The organism is Acinetobacter sp. AHP123, assembly GCF_023757925.1.
GTDB classification, from domain to species: Bacteria; Pseudomonadota; Gammaproteobacteria; order Pseudomonadales; family Moraxellaceae; genus Acinetobacter; species Acinetobacter oleivorans.
Window position 1 is genome coordinate 1,218,200 of record NZ_CP092454.1, and the last position, 20,501, is coordinate 1,238,700.

Here is a 20,501-nt window from a genome sequence, read left to right on the forward strand (position 1 = left end):
CTTATTAAATAATTCCCGCATCTTTTAGGGCATTGCGGAGAGGTTCGCGATATTGCTCAGCGAGAGGAGTGAGTGGTAAACGAATACCAGTATCAATCAGTCCCATCTCATGTAGTGCCCATTTCACAGGAATTGGGTTTGATTCGCAAAATAGAATATTGTGTAAATTTGCAATCTTATTGTTAATCGTCTTCGCTTGTTGTTCATCTTTGGCAATCGCAACAGCGCATACTTCACTCATTGCTTTAGGTGCAACATTTGCAGTAACCGAAATATTACCGTCAGCGCCAAGAAGCATGAGTTCCCAAGCAGTTTCGTCGTCACCTGAGTAGACAGCCATCTTGCCATTTAAAGCTTCGATTAATGCTTTACCGCGAGGTACATCACCTGTCGCATCTTTAATACCAACAATATTAGGGATCTCTGCTAAACGTACAGCTGTATCGTTTGCAAGATCTACACCAGTACGGCCTGGTACGTTATAAAGAATAAGAGGTAGTTCTACGGCTTCAGCAATCGCTTTATAGTGTTGGAATAGGCCTTCTTGAGTTGGCTTGTTATAGTATGGCGTCACAAGTAAAGCTGCATCCGCGCCAAGATCTTTCGCAGCTTTAGTTAATTCGATTGCTTCACGGGTTGAGTTTGCACCAGTACCGGCAATAATTGGAATACGTTTATTGGCTACACGAATAATTTCTTTAATAACCTGTGTGTGCTCTTCCATGCTCAATGTTGAGGCTTCGCCGGTTGTACCGACGGCTACAATACTGTTTGTACCTTGTTCTATGTGCCACTCAACCAGCTTCTCAAGACCCTTCCAATCTACACCGCCGTCTTTCAACATTGGTGTGACGATTGCGACGATTGAGCCTTGAATGGTCTGTGCTTGCTGAGTCATTTTTAAAAATATCCTATTTATCCATCCGAATCTGAAGTAAGAAAAACAAAATGTGGGATGGTTGCAGTATTTTGATTGTCCAGTTCTAACAATAACAGATTGTTGAATGACAATTATGCAAATTATGACTGATCAGACGCATAAGAACAATACGCCTAACGGATAATCGCGAGGTAAACTTGAGGAAAAGATAGGATGTTTTCATTATTGTCAGCTGAGAGAGGCCAGTAAATATAACAATAGAGCCTGATTCGACTGGACCTTACTTAATATGTACTTTTTTTATGGCAAGATAGAATGCAATTTTCCCGGTTGGGATTGAAGATGACATGAATATGAATAAACAACCACAAAATGCGGTTTTAATCGTAGTTGATGTGCAAAATGGTTTTACACCGGGTGGAAACTTAGCAGTTACCGATGCCGATACAATTATTCCAACGATTAACCAACTTGCTGATTGTTTTGAAAATATTGTTCTGACGCAAGATTGGCATCCCGATAATCATATCTCTTTTGCACAAAATCATTCGGGTAAGCAGCCATTTGAAACCATTGAACTCGACTATGGGCCACAAGTGCTTTGGCCTAAGCATTGTGTGCAGGGTACTCACGATGCCGAATTTCATCCGAATTTAAATATTCCGACTGCTCAACTGATTATTCGAAAGGGTTTTCATGCTCATATTGATAGCTACTCGGCTTTTATGGAAGCAGACCACGCCACAATGACGGGTTTAACGGGTTACTTAAAAGAACGCGGTATTGATACGGTTTATGTGGTCGGAATTGCCACGGACTTTTGTGTGGCATGGACTGCCTTGGATGCAGTTAAACAAGGTTTTAAAACTTTAGTGGTTGAAGATGCTTGTAAAGCTATTGATCTGAATGGCTCGTTAGAACACGCGTGGCAAACCATGCAGCAACAAGGAGTTGTCCGTATTCAATCGACTGATCTGTTGAGTGGGCGCTAAGTCTATTGGTCTAGTATTTTAATTTTTAGGGATAGGAAATATGTCTGCATTACTGCGCTTTACCCAATTTATTCAAAAAACTTTTGCCTTATGGGTCATTGTTTTTGCAGCACTAGCGCTATGGCAGCCTGAATTTTTTGTTTGGCTTAAAGCTTACATTCCATGGATTTTGGGCATTATTATGCTCGGCATGGGAATGACCATGACTGTAGACGACTTTAAAGGTGTATTGCAAAGCCCTAAAGCTGTGTTGATTGGGGTGGTTGCCCAGTTTGTGGTGATGCCCGGTTTAGCATATGTTCTATGTAAATTATTTAACTTACCGCCTGAAATTGCCGTTGGGGTTATTTTAGTGGGGTGTTGTCCCGGTGGAACTGCTTCAAACGTGATTACCTACATGGCCAAAGGTAACGTGGCTTTATCGGTCGCTTGTACATCGGTATCAACGCTTTTAGCGCCAGTGTTAACACCAGCGATTTTTTATTTGCTCGCGAGTCAATGGTTAAAGATTGATGCAGCTTCGATGTTTATTTCGATTTTGCAGGTGGTGTTGCTTCCTATTGTGGTTGGTCTGATTTTAAGAACATGGCTCAAGCGTCAGGTCGAATCCTATATTCAAGTCATGCCATTAGTTTCAGTGATTGCAATTGTAGCGATTGTGGCAGCCATTATTGGTGGAAGCAAAGCGGCCATTCTACAGTCGGGTTTGCTCATTTTAGCTGTAGTGATCTTACATAATGGATTCGGATATTTATTAGGTTTTGCAGCAGCGCGATTCTTTAAATTGCCTTATGCAGACAGTAAAGCAATTGCCGTAGAAGTAGGAATGCAAAACTCAGGTTTAGGTGTTGCGCTCGCAGCAGTACATTTTGCTGCTTCTCCAATTACAGCAGTACCAAGCGCGATTTTCAGTCTTTGGCACAATATTTCTGGTCCTGCACTTGCGACTTATTGGGCAAGTAAACACAAACAAGACTAACTGTATAAACACAACATACATTAAATAAGAAGGCCAAACGAATAGTTTGGCCTTCTTATTTAAAGCATATTTTACGGGAGCTGAATTTATAACTGGTATGTCTTTTGCTTTGGATTGATGCACTAAAAATAACGTGAATATGAGTATAAATCGCAAAGAAAAATAAGGTATTTCCTAGATGAATCAGATTTTTAAATTATTTATTCCCATGCTCTCAAGCAATTTAATTCTAGTTTTAAGTGGATTGATTGATATTGCTTATGTAGGGCATTTTAGTAATGACCATGTCGCCGCATTATCGGTGACCTTATCTTTATATACAGTGATTTATGTCATTGGGATGGGTGTTCTGCAAGGTGTGATCCTCAAGCTCTCGGAAGCTTATGGTTGCCATGACATACCCCATATTCGTCAAATTTTTATTCAAGGCATTTGGCTGATGTTATGTTCGGCATTGGTGAGTATTGGCTTGCTTTACTTGTTCCGTGATTTACCAAAATTATTTGGTGCATCTGAACATGTCATTTCAATTACTAAAAACTGTATTTGGGCTTTGGTATTTATTTTACCTGCACATTTACTGATGCGTTTATTTACAGCTTTGTCTCAGGTCACTGAAAATGCGCATAAGGTTTTACTATCAGATAGCATTTTCTTCATTCTTAAAATTATTTTGTCCTATCTTTTAATTTATGGTGTCGCTTTATTTTCAATTCCACCACTCGGTGCGATAGGGGCTTTGTTAGCCACTCTCATTGTACGGTGGTTTATGTTGGCTGTTTATTACCTGTTTTTCCTAGAGAAAGGATACATCTTTATTGAACATCCAGAACGTTCGGTTGAAGATAGCCGACAGAGTCTGCGGATGATTTTAAAAATAGGGATACCGACAGCAATCATGGCGTTGATGGACGTCGTTGCATTTTGTTCGGTTGCTATTCTGATTTTACCTTTTGGGAGTGTGGTGTCAGCAGCCCATCAAATTGTCGCGAGTACTGGCGGCTTCATGTTTATTTTCCCTTCATCAATTGCCTCGGCTTATAGCATTTTGGTGTCCCGATCTATGGGCAGCGGCAACATGGAAGAAGCAAACAAAATTGCCAGACAAAGTGTATGGGTGATTATGGCAGTGAGTGGCAGTCTGTCCTTGGGCTTATGGTTAGAGCGGGACTTAATTGTCACGTTCTATTCAGATGATTGGGCCGTGCAGATTTTGGCAGCATCGTTGTTGTTGATTGTGTGTCTGTCTCACTTTCTAGATGGCTTAATGACGTTATTGACCTCTTTGTTACGCTGTTGGGATGTGTCGATTTTACCGATGCTAATTTTCTTGGTCGTAGTACTAGGCTGCGGATTGGGCGGTGGTTGGTGGATGGCCTATAAAGGGTTGCATTGGCAGGATATCTCGATTTCTGCGATGGGAATTTATGGTTTTTGGTGGATGGCCGCTCTGAGTTATTTAGTAGCTTGTCTATTGAGTGCCTTTTGTTTCCATTTTAGAAAGCAATTAAGAGGGTTTTGATTGAGCAGACAACCATTAAAGAGGATGGGTTACTAACCAATCTTCAATCTCATTTTCAGAAATTACTTTAAAGCCATGGCGCTGCAATAGTGCTGTGGTAATCCCAGTTCCCACAATTTTTTCACCTTGAAAAGTCCCGTTATAAATTTTTTGACTGCCACAAGAAGGGCTATTTTCTTTTAAAACCACACAGCTTGCTTTTATTTGCTGTGCAATTTCTAAAGTGCGGTATGCACCTTTTAAATATAGCGCTGTTACATCTAAACCAGATGAGTCGGTAATTTTTGCTTTGCCATCAAGTACATCTTGACCTGTTCCTCCCACAATTTCTGCGGGCAAGCGGGGAGTCGTAAAACCTCCTAATAACTCTGGGCATAATGATTGGGCTTTTTTATTGAGTAATAGCTGCTTAAGTAAAGTATTTGGACAAGATTTACCATCATATCGAACAGGTTCACCAATTAAACAGGCACTGACTAAGATCATAAGTTTTCCTAAATCAAATGGATGGTAGGGCTTATTGTAGAAATCATAAACAAAATTTGAAAACTGACCATTAATTTTAAAATTACTTAATTTAATATTACCAAAATTATGCAATTCATAATTAAGTTATGTATTGCATAATTTGATTGTTTTTAGTAGCATCTAATTCAAGGTAAATGGCCAATGGAGATCCAACAAGGATGTTGGTCTCCATAAATCTATAAATGATTTTTAGGAAAAGACGATTTTTAAGGGTTTATTGAAAAATCTCAATCGTACTTTTAGATAACAAAGGACAGTGTGTATGGAAAACAAACACCACATGGAACGGAAATTAATCATCAAAGGCTCTACGCTCATCATATCTTCGTTTTAATGATTCGTTTTTTTCTCATAGGATGCGTTGGGTTAAGGCATTTTGACGGTTCAAATACTCACCCAATGATTACGTATTCTATAGAGAAAGGAGCTGAGTTCATCAGCAATAGAGATAAACGGAACAGGTAATCACCAGAGGGAAACTAGATGGATATTTTAGAGAACCCATTAGAATTATGCGGTTTTGCATTTATTGAGTTTGTTTCAAAAGAAAATGAATTAGATCCAATTTTTGAAACAATCGGCTTTTCAAAAGTAGCCAAGCATAAATCGAAAGAAGCGTACTTATGGCGTCAAGGAAATATCAATATTATCCTGAATTATCAGCCAGAATCTTATGCGTCATTCTTCTTTAATGAACATGGTCCATCTGCTTGTGCGATGGGTTTCAAAACACGTGATGCAGCAAAAGCTTTCCAAAAAGCAGTAGAGCTTGGCGCTGAACCAATGTATTCAAAAGTTGGGCCAATGGAGCTTAACATTCCGGCAATTAAAGGTATTGGTGGCATGCCGATCTTCTTAGTTGACCGTGATATTTATGAAAACGACTTTACTTTCTTTGATGATGCTCAAAGACACCCAGTAGGTGCAGGCTTAAATGAAATTGACCATTTAACTCATAATGTCTACAAAGGCCGTATGGAGTATTGGGCAAACTTCTATGAAAAAATCTTTAACTTCCAAGAAATTCGCTACTTTGATATTAAGGGCGAATATACAGGTTTAACGTCTAAAGCATTAACAGCACCAGACGGCAAGATCCGTATTCCATTAAATGAAGACTCAGACAAAGGAAACGGCCAAATTGCAGAATTTCTATCTGACTTTAATGGTGAAGGTATTCAACATATCGCGTTTATTTGTGATGACTTAATTTCGACTTGGGATAAGTTAAAAGGCCTCGGTCTGAAATTTATGACACCGCCGCCAAATACATATTATGAAATGCTACCAGAACGTTTACCTGAGCATGGTGAGCCAACTGAAGAGTTAAAACAGCGTGGTATTTTGCTAGATGGCAATACTAAAGATGGTCAGAAGAAACTGTTATTGCAAATTTTCTCTGAAAACATGATTGGTCCAGTCTTCTTTGAATTTATTCAACGTAAAGATGATGATGGTTTTGGTGAAGGTAACTTCAAGGCATTATTTGAGTCGATTGAACGTGACCAGATTCGCCGTGGTGTCCTAGAAGCTAAATAAGCTGAGCTTTATTCCTGATCTAAAAAAACCAAGAGTTTGATCTCTTGGTTTTTTTATTGCTGTTGATTAGCGGCTTTTAATATATTGATTGATGAGCTTCACTTCATTTTTCAAGATTTCAATCGTTTTACTGTGTGGGTCGACTGGTAAAAACATTTCGCTATCCAGTGCGACAATACAAAACTCAATGCTTTGGTTTGAGTTAAACACAGGTAAACCCACCGCATTAATTCCTGTCAGTAAGTCACCTTTTGCTGCCGACATTTCTTGCTGGCGAATGGTTTCTTTAAGCTCTGTAAACGCTTCCCAGTTTTGTGGTGCGATGTTTAGACCAAGCTCTTGATGTTTTTGCCATTCTGTTTCCATTAAGGGGCGAACAAAATGCTCTGGAAGATAAGAAGCAAATAAACGTCCCGCAGCAGAATTGACTAAAGGCATAATCGAGCCAACTTTAGTGACAATCGAAATAGGGTGGTTTGATTCAATTGATTGAACAACTACAGGACCTTTCGGTGACCATTTACTAATTTGTATACCGCAACCAATTTTGTTTTGTAGGTCGTAAATTAAATGCTGTACCAGCTGTAGTGTGTCGCTATGCTGAACACAGTTGAGACCTAAGCGCCACGCCTGATCACCTAAAGCATATTGCCCATCATCAAGTTGTTTTGCATATTCCATGCGAATAAGGCTGACCAGATAGCGATGCACTTTGGCTGGATGCATTTCTAGCTTGCTCGATAGATCTTTGAGAATAATAGGTTGATTGTGCTCTAAAAGGGCGTTTAGTACAGATAAACCGACTTCAAGTGATTGAACCCCCCCAGATACTTTTTCTTCAATCATTTAAATACCCTTAATAAAGTTACTTCAGCTGTTAAACAGCGATGTTCAAAATATAAATTGAAATTGCTGCGATTTACATCATGCCTGAGCCTAGTAAGAAATAGAAATCACCTTTTTCTATTAGCGAAATTGGCATGTTTAATAATCAACAATTTTCTAAAATCCCGACACTCTTATTTATAGCGCGATTTTCTAAAAAAATTAGTAGTTTTAAATAATATAAATCGGCATTGATACAGAACCGTTCATTCAAACAATTCTAACCAATGCCGACTTTTTATTGCTCTTTTTAAATTAGGTTCCTAACTCTGCTTCATGTAAGAAATGAGTGTGGTGCGGAGCACGTTTGGTTTTGCTCCATTCCTCTAGCATTTCAGCTTTCATTTCTTCTGTAATTTTTGCAATTTTTTCTTCAGCATGCACATCGTTATAAGTCAGTTCTAAACGATGGCCATTTGGATCGAAGAAATAAATTGAGTGGAAAATGCCATGGTTGGTTACGCCCAAAACCTTGACGCCATTTTCTTCTAAATGTTGCTTCGCAGCCATCAAAGCATTTAAGTCTTCAACTTCAAAAGCAATATGTTGTACCCATTGTGGGGTATTTTCGTCTCGACCCATGTCTGGTTGAGTTGGTAATTCAAAGAAAGCCAAAACATTGCCTTGTCCGGCATCTAAGAATAAATGCATGTAAGGGTCAAAGGCTTTAGTTGAAGGCACATGGTCTTCAGCAAAAGCTAAAATGAAGTCCATGTTGAGCATTTTTTTATACCACTCAACAGTTTCTTTCGCATCCTTACAACGATATGCAACGTGATGTATTTTTTTAATGGCAAATGTCATATTAAAACTCCTTTTTACTATTCCCAATCTGGTTGTTGTTCTGGTGCCGCGTTATAGAAGGCTGGGATAGACAAACAATGGTGATAAATCGATTCAATTTTTGGAAACGCAGATAAATCAATCTTGAAGCGTTTCGCGTTGTAAACCTGTGGAATCAGACAGCAATCAGCAATTGTTGCTTCGTTTCCAAAGCAAAATTGTCCGTTTGAATCTTGAAGTAGCTGTTCGAGATTTTGAAAGCCTTCAATAATCCAGTGCTGATACCAATAATTTTTTTGTTCGTCCGAAACATTTAAGTCTTTTTTTAAATATTTCAGTACGCGTAAGTTGTTTAACGGGTGAATATCACAAGCGATTGCCTGTGCAAAAGCACGGATTTTAGCTCTCTCTTTCACATCATTTGGAAGTAGTTTGGTTTCTGGATATTTTTCATCTAGATATTCCAAAATACCTAACGATTGAGACAAGGTTAAATCGCCGTCAATTAATGTCGGAACCAGAGCACTACGGTTTAACTTTAAATAGTCTTCGCTTTGCTGTTCATTTTTTACCAGATGAACTGGAACAGTCTCATAAGCTAAACCTTTAATATTTAGACCAATCCGTACTCTGTAGGCTGCAGAGCTACGAAAGTAACTATACAGCTTCATAGTCTGGCTCCGAAGTTTCTGCAAAGTCGAAAGTTAATGCAGGAAGAACCGTATTTCGAACTTCACCGAAGCCAATGCGAATACCATTTTTCTCACAGTGGCCTTTCATGATGAGCGTATCGCCGTCTTGTAAGAAACCACGAGTTTCGCCGTTAGCAAGTGTTAAAGGCTTGGTGGTGTTCCATGTAAGCTCAAGCAAACTGCCATAAGAGTCAGGTGTAGAACCTGAAATCGTACCCGAACCCATTAAATCGCCAACTTGAACGTTACAGCCGCCAATGGTGTGGTGAGTGAGCTGCTGAGACATAGACCAATACATATATTTGAAATTGGTTTTGCAGATTACGTCGCTTTGTGCCGATTTCGGGCTTTGAATTTCAACACTCAAATTAATGTCGTAACTGTTGGCGATATTTTCTTGTAAATAAGCTAAAGGTTTCGGCTCTTGTTTTGGACCTTCAACTTTAAATGGCTCAAGTGCTTCAAGTGTTACCACCCAAGGTGAGATAGCACTGGCAAATGATTTTGAATTGAATGGACCTAGAGGCACATACTCCCATTGCTGGATATCGCGTGCTGACCAGTCATTGAGTAATACCATTCCAAAAATATGGTCCCACGCATTTTCAATCGAGATCGGTTGACCAAGCGCCGTTGGTTTACCAATAACAAATGCTGTTTCAAGTTCAAAATCGAGTTTACGCGATGCAGAAAAAACTGGGCGCTCTTCATTTGGAAGTTTAATTTGTCCAGATGGACGCACAACTTGAGTGCCACTGACTACAACAGAGCTAGCACGACCGTTATAACCAACGGGCAATTCAGTCCAGTTTGGCAGTAAAGCATTTTTAGGGTCGCGGAACATACAGCCCACATTGGTTGCATGTTCTTTAGAAGAATAGAAATCGGTATAACCAGGCACCTGAAGAGGTAAATGCAAAGTAACGCTGTCTTGCTTAACTAAAACTTCTTGGCGTAATGCTTCATTTTCTTGAAGTGTTAAATTTTCAACTGAAAGAAGAGACTGTAGTGTCTTACGAACTTTTGACCAGTTGGCTTTGCCAGACTCGATAAATTTATTCAGTGTCGGTTGATTAAAGTATGTGTCTTGCTCTGAGAGTTTTAAAAGACCGTGCTTTTCAAGAGCAGCGAGATCAATCACCCAATCACCAATAGCTACACCGACCTGACGCTCGCCATCAGCTGTTTTGCTAAAAATACCATAAGGCAAATTATGAATAGTGAAATCTGATTGAGGTGAAACTTCAATAAAAGAGTTTAGTTTTTGTTCCATTTTCGCGTCCTTGTCTTTATCTCGGGTCTTATACAAATAAAAGTTCGGTCTAGGACTGAGCTACTCAATAAGTTTTTAACCTTTGCTTAGATCATCTGTCTTATGAGTTTGATATAGACCGAGCACAACCAATTGCTTCATGTCTCTATAATACTGAATTCATCAAATTACGCAATACATAATTTAATTACACATTTCATAATAATTGTCATTTCTTGTATTTTCTGTTTTCATTCGCGGTCATGAGAAAAGTCACGCAATTATTTTTTCATGAATATCTATGAAAGTTTGATCAATTTATGATATACGTAATTTATTGGAAAAAAATTACGTGACACGGATGAGAATAATCATATGTCAGCACAAGAGCAAGGAAACCTGAAACATGGTTTGAGTAATCGGCACATCCAGCTTATTGCATTGGGTGGGGCGATTGGCACAGGGCTTTTTCTTGGTATATCACAATCGATTAAATTAGCAGGTCCATCGGTCATCCTCGGTTATGCCATTGCAGGATTTATTGCTTTTTTAATGATGCGTCAGCTTGGTGAAATGGTGGTTGAAGAGCCAGTCAGTGGGTCTTTTAGTCATTTTGCCTACAAATATTGGGGACCATTTGCAGGGTTCATGTCAGGATGGAACTATTGGGTACTCAATGTTCTCGTCTGTATGGCAGAACTAAGTGCAATTGGTCTTTATATTCAATATTGGTGGCCGCAAATCCCAACGTGGGCATCTGCTTTAACCTTCTTTGTCTTAATTAATGGCATTAATTTGCTACATGTTAAGTTTTTTGGCGAAATGGAATTTTGGTTTTCTATTGTCAAAATCTTGGCGATTCTTGCAATGATTGGTTTTGGTTCATATTTACTTGCAACAGGCACGGCAGGTCCACAAGCAAGCATTTCGAACCTCTGGGCACTTGGTGGTTTCTTCCCATTTGGTGTTGAAGGTTTAGTCATGGCAATGGCTGTCATTATTTTTGCTTTTGGTGGTATTGAGCTTTTCGGTATTACTGCGGCTGAAGCACGTGACCCTGATAAAACTTTACCTAAAGCTGTGAATCAAATTATTTACCGTATTTTGATTTTCTATATTGCGACACTTTTTGTTTTATTCTCGCTATTCCCATGGAACCAGATGGCACAAGGCGGAAGCCCGTTTGTGATGGTATTTGCTTCTTTAGATAGCCAAGGGATCGCAACGTTGTTGAACTTTGTGATTTTGACTGCTGCGGTTTCAGTTTATAACGGTACAAGCTATTGCAGTAGCCGTATGTTGCTTGGTCTTGCTCAGCAAGGAAATGCGCCAAAAGTATTTGCACACATTAATAAACGCGGCATTCCAACCAATGCAGTGATCCTTTCTGCTGCTGTGACTATTTTATGTGTATTGTTAAATTATATTTTCCCTGAAAAAGCATTTGGTTTACTCATGATGCTCGTGGTTGCAGCCATTGTGATTAACTGGGTTGTAATTTCATGGACGCATTTAAAATTCCGCAAATATATGCAACGCCAAGGGCAAACAACGAAGTTCCCAAGCTTCATGTATCCATTTAGCAACTATTTATGCATCGTGTTTATGTTGGGCATTTTAATTGTGATGTCTTTAACACCAGATATGCGTGTTGCGGTCATGATGATTCCTGGCTGGATCTTATGTTTGATGGTGGCTTATCAATTTAAACGCCGAAAACTAAAAGCTGAGCAGTCTTTAACTGCTGTAGAAGCCGATATTTAATAACAGCGTAAGTGTAGTTATCAAAAGGACGTATCTCATACGTCCTTTTTTATTTTTAAAATTTAGCAACAGAAATTAAAGGACTTTATTATTGTTATAATATAACATTTGCTCAATTTAATGATGAGCAGTCTTCCCATTTTTGGCGAAGATAGAGCATATTTATGAAACGTTATTTAGGTTTAATTTTATTATCTCTTACAGCGTGTAGTACTCAAACGCCCAAGCCAACAACTCCTCTACACACCCACACTTTGCCGCAGCCTAAAAAAACAGTGGTCAGGATAAAGCAGCAACCCGAAGATTATGTGGCTTGGATCGCAACCGCAGATCACGGACAGTCTGTACAAGCTTATAAGCAATTTCTTAAGCAAAAAGGGCTTGCCAATTTAGTTCCAGACCATGAGTTATTACGCTCGGCTCGCGATTGGCAAAAATGTGGAGTTGAGCCGTATGCGGTGCCACCAAGAGAGATTTGGTCCAACATCGTTCCGACACTTAGCATTTTAAAAGCATTGGTTGACGATGGTGTGATTAACGATTTTGAAGTGACATCGGCCTATCGAGCTTTATCTTTAAACCGTTGTGCGGGTGGTGCAGATGCTTCTCGACATGTCTTTAATGCAGCGCTTGATTTTCGAATTGGACCAGAACAGCCTACCGATTTAGACCAGTTCAATATTCAACAAACCAAAACTAAACTTTGTCAGTTCTGGGAAACCAAGGGTCAAGCACTTAATATGGGGCTAGGTGTTTATGCTTCGGGACAAATCCATATTGATAGCCAAGGATTCCGTTCATGGGGGCCTGACCATCACTATAGAACATCGATTTGTCAGTAACTATAAAAGCAATTTTTTCAAAGACTAAATGAATAGGCTTAAATAAAACTGGAATAAAAACTTGATCAGCAGTTATGTTATAACATAACATTATTGTGGTTTAGAAATAGATTACGCCTGTGATCTGGCCATATTTAAATGGCCAGCCATGATCAGTTTAAATATTATTCAAAGAGATCAAGCCATGCGCACTGCAATCGCCAACTCATTTGCCAAGCTTCCCGTCACTGTTTTATCTGGCTTTTTGGGTGCAGGAAAGACCACCTTACTCAACCATATTTTAAATAATCGCGAAGGTCGCCGTATTGCCGTGATTGTTAATGATATGTCTGAGGTGAATATTGATGCGGCATTAGTACGCGAAGGTGGGGCGGAGCTTTCAAGAACAGATGAAAAGCTGGTTGAAATGAGTAATGGCTGTATCTGTTGTACGTTACGAGAAGATTTACTGGTTGAGGTTAAACGTTTAGCTGATGAAGGACGCTTTGATCAATTGGTGATTGAGTCAACTGGCATTTCTGAACCGCTGCCTGTTGCAGAAACCTTTACCTTTGAAGATGAAGATGGAAACTCACTCAATGAGTTTGCTCGACTCGACACTATGGTCACGGTAGTCGATGCTTTTAACTTTCTTAAAGATTACAGTTCAGTCGACTCTCTGCAACAACGTGGTGAGTCCTTAGGCGAACAAGATGAGCGAACTGTGGTGGACTTGCTTATTGATCAGATTGAGTTTTGTGATGTGATTATGCTGAATAAAATTGACTTGATTGATCAGGCTCAGCAAGACCAACTCATTGCAATTTTAAAAACTCTAAACCCGCGTGCTCGAATTGAAATTGCTCAATTTGGAAAGATCGCTTTAGATAAAATCTTAAATACACAATTATTCGATTTTGCTGAAGCTGCACAAGCACCGGGATGGTTAAAAGAATTACGTGGAGAGCATACGCCAGAGACTGAAGAGTATGGCATTAGTAGCTTTGTTTACCGCGCCCGCCGACCTTTCCATCCAGAGCGTTTTTATGATTTGGTACAGGCTGAATGGCCGGGTGTCGTTCGTTCCAAAGGCTTTTTCTGGTTGGCTGCTGAACCGACATTGGCTTATTCTTGGTCACAAGCAGGTGCGATGGCGCGGCATGGCTTGGCAGGTTATTGGTGGGCGGCCGTTGCAGAAGAAGACTGGCCAAGTGACTTAGACAGCATCGAACAAATTAAAAAGGTTTGGGATGCTCAAACAGGTGATGCACGTCAGGAGCTGGTGCTAATTGGTATGCAAATGGATGAGCAAGCTTTAATAGAACGCTTAGACCGTTGTTTATTAAATGATGAAGAAATGGCTTTAGGGCCACAAGCTTGGCAGAGCTGGTCGAACCCTTTTAAGCAAGATGATGAAACCATGTTGATTGCTTAATTAAAAAAGCCCCTATTTAAAAGGGGCTTTTTTTTATGATTTATCTTTAATGAAAATCTTTCGAATGTAGCTGTTAAGTGGGGTGGAATAATATTTTTCAATTGCTGCGCTGATAATAAAGGTCAGAATCAGATAGCCAATTAAAAGCATAATTTTGATGCTAGAGTCGGTTTGGGCTGGAACAAAAGCAACTTTCATAAGCCCCAGCACAACCAGATGAAACAAATAAGTTTCATAACTTCTTTGCCCCAACCAAACCATAAATTTTGTAAATAAGTTATGCGCTTGCGTTTCGGAAGGATGTTGAAAACATAAAATCAGTAAGCCTGTGGCAAGAGCAAATAAGCTAATACCCCATGTACTGACTTCTTTAATTGGCGCATATAAATAAAGAGCGACCATGCTCAAAATAATTAACCACGAAAGAGGTTTTTTATAGGCCCAATTTGGCTGATATTTATGAGAAAAAATAGCGATTAAACAGCCAATTGCTATACCATCAAAACTTGAAAAATAATGATATAAATAGGCGCCGCTTTCTTCTCCAAAATGTAGAGACCTAAAATAAGGCCCGTATAAAATTACTCCAATCAGTACAGCAATAAAGACCTTATTATTGCGGGTGAGCAGGCACAATAATGGAAAAACAAAGTAAAAAACTTCTTCTACAGAGAGTGACCACAACACACCTAAAGCGTAGTTGACCCAACCAAATTTAATAATCAGGATATTCATCCAGAAGGTTAAAGCCGCAAAAATTGTTAGTGGATAGGAAACCTCAATACCATTTGGTGCTTGGTTCATAAAGGGTTTTAAGTCAAATGACCCAAGTATGCTTACACCTAAAATGAGTAATAACAGACACGGTAAAATACGCGCTGCCCGTCGGATATAAAAATGCTTGAGGTTAATTGCGGAAAATTGTTTGTCTCGTTTTAAAGTGTGATGGGTAATTAAAAAACCCGAAATCACAAAAAACATGGTGACGCCATAATTTCCGTTTCTTGCGATGACTGTGCTAAATGCTTCACCTAAGAAATCAAAACCTAACCATGTATCTTTAAGTTTATAGGGAATATTAAAATGATGTAAAAGAACTAACAGGATAGAAATTCCTCGAAGAATATCTATTTTATAATTACGCATTCGATGTGCTTCCAGTTTTATTAATATACTGTGTGGCAGAAGAATACTATCGATCAGTTATTTTAAATAAAAATTTTAAACAGCATTTCGTAAATCAGAAAAGACGATACTTTTTACATCCTTGAGTTGAGCACGGGCATAGCAGAAATAACTATTAAATAAATATTGATAAAGCCTTTATATATTTGAATTTCTCTACATAAAACTTTAAATTAGCTCTTATCGAGCTATGTTTATTTTTTAAACTTTTTAAAATCTATTTAATTCATAAATTAACATGTTGTATGTGGTTGTATATACATAGCATGTCAACTAAAATACCTTTTTGCCTGCCGCCTTTTTGAGTATTTGTTATGCCCAGAACATCAAAACAAGAACATGCTGAGCTTTCGATTGAAGCTGATAGTCCAGTTCCTTTATATCAACGCGTAAAACAACTGATTTCACAAAAAATTTATGAAGGTTCATGGGCTGTAAATAAAAAAATTCCTTCGGAAAGTGAACTGGTTAATCAACTCGGTTGTAGCCGTATGACTGTAAACCGTGCGCTTCGTGAATTAACGACTGAAGGGTTGTTGGTTCGAATTCAGGGCGTTGGTTCTTTCGTTGCTGAAGGACAAGGCCGAACTGCACTTTTTCAGATTAATAATATTGCCGATGAGATTATTGCACGAAACCATAAGCACCACGCTGAAGTTTTAGTCTTAGAACAAATTCATGCAAATGCAGAGCAAAGCGTGTTAATGCAGACTCGCGAAGGGCAAAGATTATTTCACTCGATTATTGTGCATTATGAAAATGATGTACCTGTTCAGGTCGAAGATCGTTTAGTCGATGCAGCGCTCATTCCAGATTATTTACAACAAGATTTTAAAACCATTACCCCGAATGCTTACCTCATGGCAAAAGCACCTGTCTCAGAAGGTGAGCATATTGTTGAGGCAGTTTTAGCATCTCCTCAAGAGTGTAAATGGTTGAAGATCACCAAAGCTGAACCATGCTTACTGATTCGCCGCCGTACATGGTCAAATAAACAACTCATTTCAAGCGCACGTTTGATTTATCCGGGTAGCCGCTATTATCTCGAAGGGAAATTTAACCCATGATTGAATTGATCAGGGCCGATCAATATACAAAAATGCTTTGGAAAAATGGTGCGGGTTTCACTTTAGAAATTGCGCGAAGCCAAGGTGAGGCTGATTTCGATTGGCGTATTTCGATGGCTGATGTGACCACTTCTGGGCCATTTTCGCTATTTCCCAATAAGCAGCGAATTATTAGTGTGCTTGATGGAAAAGGCTTGGTGCTGCATGTCGATGATCTTCCTGCCAAAACGCTGAACCAAGGCCATATTTTTGCTTTTCATGGCGAAAGTCAGGTTCAAAGTGAACTGGTAGACGGTGCAATTCGAGATTTAAATTTAATTTATGATCCTGCAAAGTTTCATGCCCGCTTTCAGAGAGTAGAGGGTACAGAAGAACAGACCTTTTTAAGTTCGGCAGACCTGATTTTTATTTTTAATCAGGGTGGTGAAACACAAGTACATGTTGATGATCATTCCGTTCAGCTTGCTGTTCACGAGACACTAAAAATTGAGAAAACTACTGCGATTACCTCAGTTCATTTCCCTAAAAATTGGGAAAAAACTTGTTATGTTATTGAGTTAATTCAACGTTAAAACTAAATAAATTCTTCTTTAAAAGCACATGTCGAGTGAAAAGATATGTGCTTTTTTTATGCATAAAATAAAAATAAATTAATTTAATTCATAAGCTTATTCAATTTTTTTAAAAAAATATGAGTAACCCTCTTCACGTCGTAAAATATTTGTGTAGTATATGGATGTATATACAAGTTAATACATTACTATACAAATGCAGAAACAAGTGATGTTCTGCTGATGTAAGCTCAAAGGAAGGAGTCCGCCTGTGACAACAACGACAACAAAATTTCGTGATGTAGAAATTCGTGCACCACGTGGCACTGAATTAACGGCTAAGAGTTGGTTAACTGAAGCCCCATTACGTATGTTGATGAATAACCTTGATCCGGACGTTGCAGAAAACCCGAAAGAGTTGGTTGTATACGGTGGTATTGGCCGTGCAGCACGAAACTGGGAATGTTTCGACAAAATTGTAGATACTTTAAAAAATCTTGAAACTGACGAAACTTTATTAGTTCAATCAGGCAAGCCAGTTGGTGTATTTAAAACTCATAAAGATGCACCGCGCGTTTTAATCGCAAACTCAAACCTTGTACCGCACTGGGCAAACTGGGAACACTTTAACGAATTAGATGCAAAAGCACTCGCAATGTACGGTCAAATGACAGCGGGTTCTTGGATCTACATCGGTAGCCAAGGCATTGTGCAAGGTACTTATGAAACTTTCGTTGAAGCTGGCCGCCAACATTACAATGGTGATTTAAACGGTCGTTGGGTTCTTACTGCTGGTTTAGGCGGTATGGGTGGCGCTCAGCCTTTAGCTGCAACACTTGCAGGGGCTTGTTCTTTAAACATCGAATGTCAGCAAGCAAGTATCGATTTCCGTTTACGTACGCGTTATGTAGATGAACAAGCAACTGATTTAGATGATGCTTTAGCGCGTATTGATCGTTACACGAAAGAAGGCAAGGTTATTTCAATTGCACTTCATGGCAATGCTGCAGAGATTTTACCTGAGCTTGTTCGCCGTGGTGTACGTCCTGACATGGTCACCGACCAAACAAGTGCACACGATCCACTCAATGGCTACTTACCAGTAGGCTGGACTTGGGATGAATACCGTGAACGTGCCAAAACTGAACCAGAAGCTGTTGTAAAAGCTGCAAAACAGTCGATGGCGAAACACGTACAAGCGATGCTCGATTTCCAAAAAATGGGTGTTCCAACATTTGACTACGGTAATAACATCCGTCAAATGGCGAAAGAAGAAGGCGTAGAAAACGCTTTTGATTTCCCTGGCTTCGTACCTGCATATATCCGTCCATTGTTCTGCCGTGGCATTGGTCCATTCCGTTGGGCAGCGCTTTCTGGTGACCCAGAAGACATTTATAAAACAGATGCCAAAGTTAAAGAGTTAATTCCTGATGATGAACATTTACATCACTGGTTAGACATGGCTCGTGAACGTATTAGCTTCCAAGGCTTACCAGCACGTATTTGTTGGGTTGGTCTAGGCTTACGTGCAAAACTTGGTTTGGCATTTAACGAAATGGTTCGTAGCGGTGAATTATCAGCTCCAGTTGTGATTGGTCGTGACCACTTAGACTCAGGTTCAGTTGCGAGTCCAAACCGTGAAACTGAAGCAATGCAAGATGGATCAGATGCAGTATCAGACTGGCCTTTATTAAACGCTTTGCTTAATACAGCAGGCGGCGCAACTTGGGTTTCTTTACACCATGGTGGTGGTGTAGGTATGGGCTTCTCTCAACACTCAGGCGTTGTGATTGTGTGTGATGGTACAGATGAAGCTGCTGCACGTATTGCTCGTGTACTGACCAATGACCCTGCAACAGGTGTTATGCGTCATGCCGATGCCGGTTATGAAATTGCGATTAACTGTGCGAAAGAGCAAGGCTTAAACTTGCCAATGATTACGCAATAAAAATACATGGAAGAACTGGCGGTGCTTTTTGCAATTGTGAAAAGCACTGTCTCAGCAGAATATAGTGCAAAAAATTAGGAAGCCAACATGGAATTACTGATCCAACCGGGAAAATTAACCTTAGCTGATTTACGTCAAGCTTACCTCAACCCGATTAAAGTTAAATTAGATGAAAGTGCTTCAGCTGCAATCAACGCAAGCGTGGCTTGTGTAGAACAGATTGTAAATGAAGGGCGTACAGCTTACGGCATTAACACAGGTTTTGGTTTACTTGCTTCAACCAAGATTGCTCCTGAAGATTTAGAAAAGTTACAACGTTCATTGGTTCTTTCCCATGCAGCAGGTGTAGGTGAAGCACTTGATGATGCAATGGTTCGTTTAATTATTCTATTGAAAGCAAATAGCTTGGCACGTGGCTTCTCAGGTATTCGCCGTAAAGTCATTGATGCTTTGTTGGCTTTAATTAATGCTGAAGTTTATCCGCACATTCCTCTTAAAGGTTCAGTCGGCGCTTCAGGTGACTTGGCACCACTTGCACACATGTCATTGATTTTACTTGGTGAAAGTAAGGCGCGTTATAAAGGTGAATGGTTACCAGCAGTTGAAGCTTTAAAAATTGCAGGTTTAGAGCCAATTTCTTTAGCAGCAAAAGAAGGCTTGGCACTTTTAAATGGTACCCAAGTTTCGACTGCTTATGCTTTACGTGGCTTGTTTGAAGCTGAAGATTTATTTGCTGCTGCGACAGTTTGTGGTGGCTTAAGTGTTGAAGCAATGCTGGGTTCACGCTCACCGTTTGATGCTCGGATTCATGAAGTACGTGGTCAACGTGGTCAAATTGATGTGGCGGCGGCTTATCGTGACTTATTGACGGATTCGAGTGAAATTGCACATTCACACGAAGACTGTAGCAAAGTTCAAGATCCGTATTCTTTACGTTGCCAACCACAGGTGATGGGTGCATGTCTAACTCAAATCCGTCAGGCTGCTGAAGTTTTAGAAATTGAAGCAAATGCTGTATCTGATAACCCACTTGTTTTTGCAGAACAAGGTGATGTGATTTCTGGTGGTAACTTCCATGCAGAACCTGTAGCAATGGCGGCAGATAACTTAGCATTGGCAATCGCAGAAATTGGTTCACTTTCAGAACGTCGTATTTCGATGATGATGGATCGCCACATGTCACAGCTTCCACCGTTCTTGGTTGCAAATGGTGGCGTTAACTCAGGCTTCATGATTGCTCAAGTTACAGCAGCAGCTCTTGCGAGTGATAACAAAGCACTTGCACATCCAGCGAGTGTTGATAGTTTGCCAACTTCAGCGAATCAGGAAGACCATGTATCAATGGCTCCGAATGCAGGTAAACGTCTTTGGTATATGGCTGATAACGTCCGTGGCATTTTAGCTGTCGAATGGTTAGGCGCTTGTCAGGGTCTAGACTTCCGTGAAGGCTTAAAAAGCTCGCCTAAACTTGAACAAGCTCGTAAAATCTTGCGCGATCAAGTTCCTTACTACAGTGAAGACCGTTTCTTTGCTCCTGATATTGAACAAGCAAGTGAATTACTTTCGAGTGGCTGTTTAAACGAGTTACTTATTCCAAAACTACTCCCTAGTTTATCTGAAGTGTGATTGATAAAACGGTCACATGGAGTGGCCGAATCTAACTAAATTTCCTCAAGGA

18 protein-coding genes are annotated in these 20,501 nt (G+C 39.7%); 11 read left to right on the forward strand and 7 right to left on the reverse strand.

The genetic code is table 11. The features are described from left to right. Positions 1-4: 4 nt before the first annotated feature. The gene (gene dapA / locus MJX77_RS05810; RefSeq protein WP_005300412.1) at positions 5-898 is read right to left on the reverse strand and encodes a 4-hydroxy-tetrahydrodipicolinate synthase; all 894 of its coding nucleotides are present in this window, start codon (positions 896-898) and stop codon (positions 5-7) included. 329 nt (positions 899-1,227) lie between these two features. Between dapA and pncA the strand changes: the two genes are divergently transcribed. The 3 genes from pncA (at position 1,228) to MJX77_RS05825 (ending at position 4,373) form a co-directional block, all read left to right on the forward strand. Beyond that, a complete protein-coding gene (gene pncA / locus MJX77_RS05815) occupies positions 1,228-1,872 on the forward strand; it encodes a bifunctional nicotinamidase/pyrazinamidase (RefSeq protein ID WP_252060763.1) in 645 nt (214 codons plus the stop codon). A 40-nt stretch (positions 1,873-1,912) separates the two neighbouring features. Next, positions 1,913-2,851: a bile acid:sodium symporter family protein gene (locus tag MJX77_RS05820; protein WP_250374992.1), complete on the forward strand. Its 939-nt coding sequence runs from the start codon at positions 1,913-1,915 to the stop codon at positions 2,849-2,851. A gap of 178 nt (positions 2,852-3,029) precedes the next feature. Continuing rightward, the gene (locus tag MJX77_RS05825) at positions 3,030-4,373 is read left to right on the forward strand and encodes an MATE family efflux transporter (protein ID WP_252060766.1); all 1,344 of its coding nucleotides are present in this window, start codon (positions 3,030-3,032) and stop codon (positions 4,371-4,373) included. A gap of 15 nt (positions 4,374-4,388) precedes the next feature. Here MJX77_RS05825 and MJX77_RS05830 read toward each other — a convergent pair whose 3' ends face one another. Further along, positions 4,389-4,859, reverse strand: coding sequence for a 2-thiouracil desulfurase family protein (locus MJX77_RS05830; protein WP_252060769.1), 471 nt, complete (start codon positions 4,857-4,859; stop codon positions 4,389-4,391). 525 nt (positions 4,860-5,384) lie between these two features. On the opposite strand from MJX77_RS05830, the gene hppD reads away from it, so the two are divergent. Beyond that, positions 5,385-6,440: a 4-hydroxyphenylpyruvate dioxygenase gene (gene hppD, locus MJX77_RS05835; protein ID WP_005300424.1), complete on the forward strand. Its 1,056-nt coding sequence runs from the start codon at positions 5,385-5,387 to the stop codon at positions 6,438-6,440. Between the two features lie 66 nt (positions 6,441-6,506). Here the strand turns inward: hppD and MJX77_RS05840 are convergent, their stop codons facing one another. The 4 genes from MJX77_RS05840 to fahA all read right to left on the reverse strand — a co-directional run bounded on the left by MJX77_RS05840 (position 6,507) and on the right by fahA (position 10,073). Next, the gene (locus MJX77_RS05840; RefSeq protein WP_005300427.1) at positions 6,507-7,286 is read right to left on the reverse strand and encodes an IclR family transcriptional regulator; all 780 of its coding nucleotides are present in this window, start codon (positions 7,284-7,286) and stop codon (positions 6,507-6,509) included. A gap of 294 nt (positions 7,287-7,580) precedes the next feature. Continuing rightward, positions 7,581-8,129 (reverse strand): VOC family protein, encoded by a 549-nt coding sequence (locus MJX77_RS05845; protein ID WP_004790185.1) that lies wholly within the window; start codon positions 8,127-8,129, stop codon positions 7,581-7,583. A gap of 17 nt (positions 8,130-8,146) precedes the next feature. After that, on the reverse strand, positions 8,147-8,779 hold the full coding sequence (gene maiA, locus MJX77_RS05850) for a maleylacetoacetate isomerase (RefSeq protein ID WP_252060770.1): 633 nt from the start codon (positions 8,777-8,779) through the stop codon (positions 8,147-8,149). Further along, positions 8,766-10,073 (reverse strand): fumarylacetoacetase, encoded by a 1,308-nt coding sequence (fahA, locus tag MJX77_RS05855; protein ID WP_049837571.1) that lies wholly within the window; start codon positions 10,071-10,073, stop codon positions 8,766-8,768. Before fahA ends, maiA begins: the two co-directional genes overlap by 14 nt. Positions 10,074-10,427: 354 nt before the next feature. On the opposite strand from fahA, the gene MJX77_RS05860 reads away from it, so the two are divergent. The 3 genes from MJX77_RS05860 (at position 10,428) to zigA (ending at position 14,072) form a co-directional block, all read left to right on the forward strand. Then, positions 10,428-11,816 carry an amino acid permease gene (locus MJX77_RS05860; RefSeq protein WP_005300436.1) on the forward strand — a complete coding sequence of 463 codons (1,389 nt, stop codon included), beginning with the start codon at positions 10,428-10,430 and terminating at the stop codon, positions 11,814-11,816. 164 nt (positions 11,817-11,980) lie between these two features. Next, positions 11,981-12,658 (forward strand): D-Ala-D-Ala carboxypeptidase ZrlA, encoded by a 678-nt coding sequence (gene zrlA / locus MJX77_RS05865; RefSeq protein ID WP_252060772.1) that lies wholly within the window; start codon positions 11,981-11,983, stop codon positions 12,656-12,658. Between the two features lie 148 nt (positions 12,659-12,806). Further along, on the forward strand, positions 12,807-14,072 hold the full coding sequence (gene zigA / locus MJX77_RS05870) for a zinc metallochaperone GTPase ZigA (protein ID WP_252060774.1): 1,266 nt from the start codon (positions 12,807-12,809) through the stop codon (positions 14,070-14,072). A 33-nt stretch (positions 14,073-14,105) separates the two neighbouring features. Here the strand turns inward: zigA and MJX77_RS05875 are convergent, their stop codons facing one another. After that, positions 14,106-15,218 (reverse strand): acyltransferase family protein, encoded by a 1,113-nt coding sequence (locus tag MJX77_RS05875; RefSeq protein WP_252060776.1) that lies wholly within the window; start codon positions 15,216-15,218, stop codon positions 14,106-14,108. A 353-nt stretch (positions 15,219-15,571) separates the two neighbouring features. On the opposite strand from MJX77_RS05875, the gene hutC reads away from it, so the two are divergent. The 4 genes from hutC (at position 15,572) to hutH (ending at position 20,449) form a co-directional block, all read left to right on the forward strand. Further along, positions 15,572-16,324: a histidine utilization transcriptional repressor HutC gene (gene hutC / locus MJX77_RS05880; protein WP_252060778.1), complete on the forward strand. Its 753-nt coding sequence runs from the start codon at positions 15,572-15,574 to the stop codon at positions 16,322-16,324. Next, on the forward strand, positions 16,321-16,896 hold the full coding sequence (locus tag MJX77_RS05885) for a HutD/Ves family protein (protein WP_252060779.1): 576 nt from the start codon (positions 16,321-16,323) through the stop codon (positions 16,894-16,896). The genes hutC and MJX77_RS05885 overlap by 4 nt, the downstream gene beginning before the upstream one ends. Before the next feature lie 250 nt (positions 16,897-17,146). Then, positions 17,147-18,823, forward strand: coding sequence for a urocanate hydratase (gene hutU / locus MJX77_RS05890; protein WP_005300451.1), 1,677 nt, complete (start codon positions 17,147-17,149; stop codon positions 18,821-18,823). 87 nt (positions 18,824-18,910) lie between these two features. After that, entirely contained in the window at positions 18,911-20,449 is a 1,539-nt protein-coding gene (hutH, locus tag MJX77_RS05895; protein WP_005300454.1) for a histidine ammonia-lyase, read from the forward strand. Positions 20,450-20,501 lie beyond the last annotated feature (52 nt).

Bases quoted from the DNA above. Each gene is read 5' to 3' on its own strand.
- maiA (WP_252060770.1), bottom strand. From the start codon at position 8,779: ATGAAGCTGTATAGTTACTTTCGTAGCTCTGCAGCCTACAGAGTACGG.
- MJX77_RS05820 (WP_250374992.1), top strand. From the start codon at position 1,913: ATGTCTGCATTACTGCGCTTTACCCAATTTATTCAAAAAACTTTTGCC.
- dapA (WP_005300412.1), bottom strand. From the start codon at position 898: ATGACTCAGCAAGCACAGACCATTCAAGGCTCAATCGTCGCAATCGTC.
- hppD (WP_005300424.1), top strand. From the start codon at position 5,385: ATGGATATTTTAGAGAACCCATTAGAATTATGCGGTTTTGCATTTATT.
- MJX77_RS05840 (WP_005300427.1), bottom strand. From the start codon at position 7,286: ATGATTGAAGAAAAAGTATCTGGGGGGGTTCAATCACTTGAAGTCGGT.
- pncA (WP_252060763.1), top strand. From the start codon at position 1,228: ATGAATATGAATAAACAACCACAAAATGCGGTTTTAATCGTAGTTGAT.
- MJX77_RS05875 (WP_252060776.1), bottom strand. From the start codon at position 15,218: ATGCGTAATTATAAAATAGATATTCTTCGAGGAATTTCTATCCTGTTA.
- hutC (WP_252060778.1), top strand. From the start codon at position 15,572: ATGCCCAGAACATCAAAACAAGAACATGCTGAGCTTTCGATTGAAGCT.
- MJX77_RS05830 (WP_252060769.1), bottom strand. From the start codon at position 4,859: ATGATCTTAGTCAGTGCCTGTTTAATTGGTGAACCTGTTCGATATGAT.
- MJX77_RS05860 (WP_005300436.1), top strand. From the start codon at position 10,428: ATGTCAGCACAAGAGCAAGGAAACCTGAAACATGGTTTGAGTAATCGG.
- MJX77_RS05825 (WP_252060766.1), top strand. From the start codon at position 3,030: ATGAATCAGATTTTTAAATTATTTATTCCCATGCTCTCAAGCAATTTA.
- zrlA (WP_252060772.1), top strand. From the start codon at position 11,981: ATGAAACGTTATTTAGGTTTAATTTTATTATCTCTTACAGCGTGTAGT.
- zigA (WP_252060774.1), top strand. From the start codon at position 12,807: ATGATCAGTTTAAATATTATTCAAAGAGATCAAGCCATGCGCACTGCA.
- MJX77_RS05885 (WP_252060779.1), top strand. From the start codon at position 16,321: ATGATTGAATTGATCAGGGCCGATCAATATACAAAAATGCTTTGGAAA.
- MJX77_RS05845 (WP_004790185.1), bottom strand. From the start codon at position 8,129: ATGACATTTGCCATTAAAAAAATACATCACGTTGCATATCGTTGTAAG.
- fahA (WP_049837571.1), bottom strand. From the start codon at position 10,073: ATGGAACAAAAACTAAACTCTTTTATTGAAGTTTCACCTCAATCAGAT.
- hutH (WP_005300454.1), top strand. From the start codon at position 18,911: ATGGAATTACTGATCCAACCGGGAAAATTAACCTTAGCTGATTTACGT.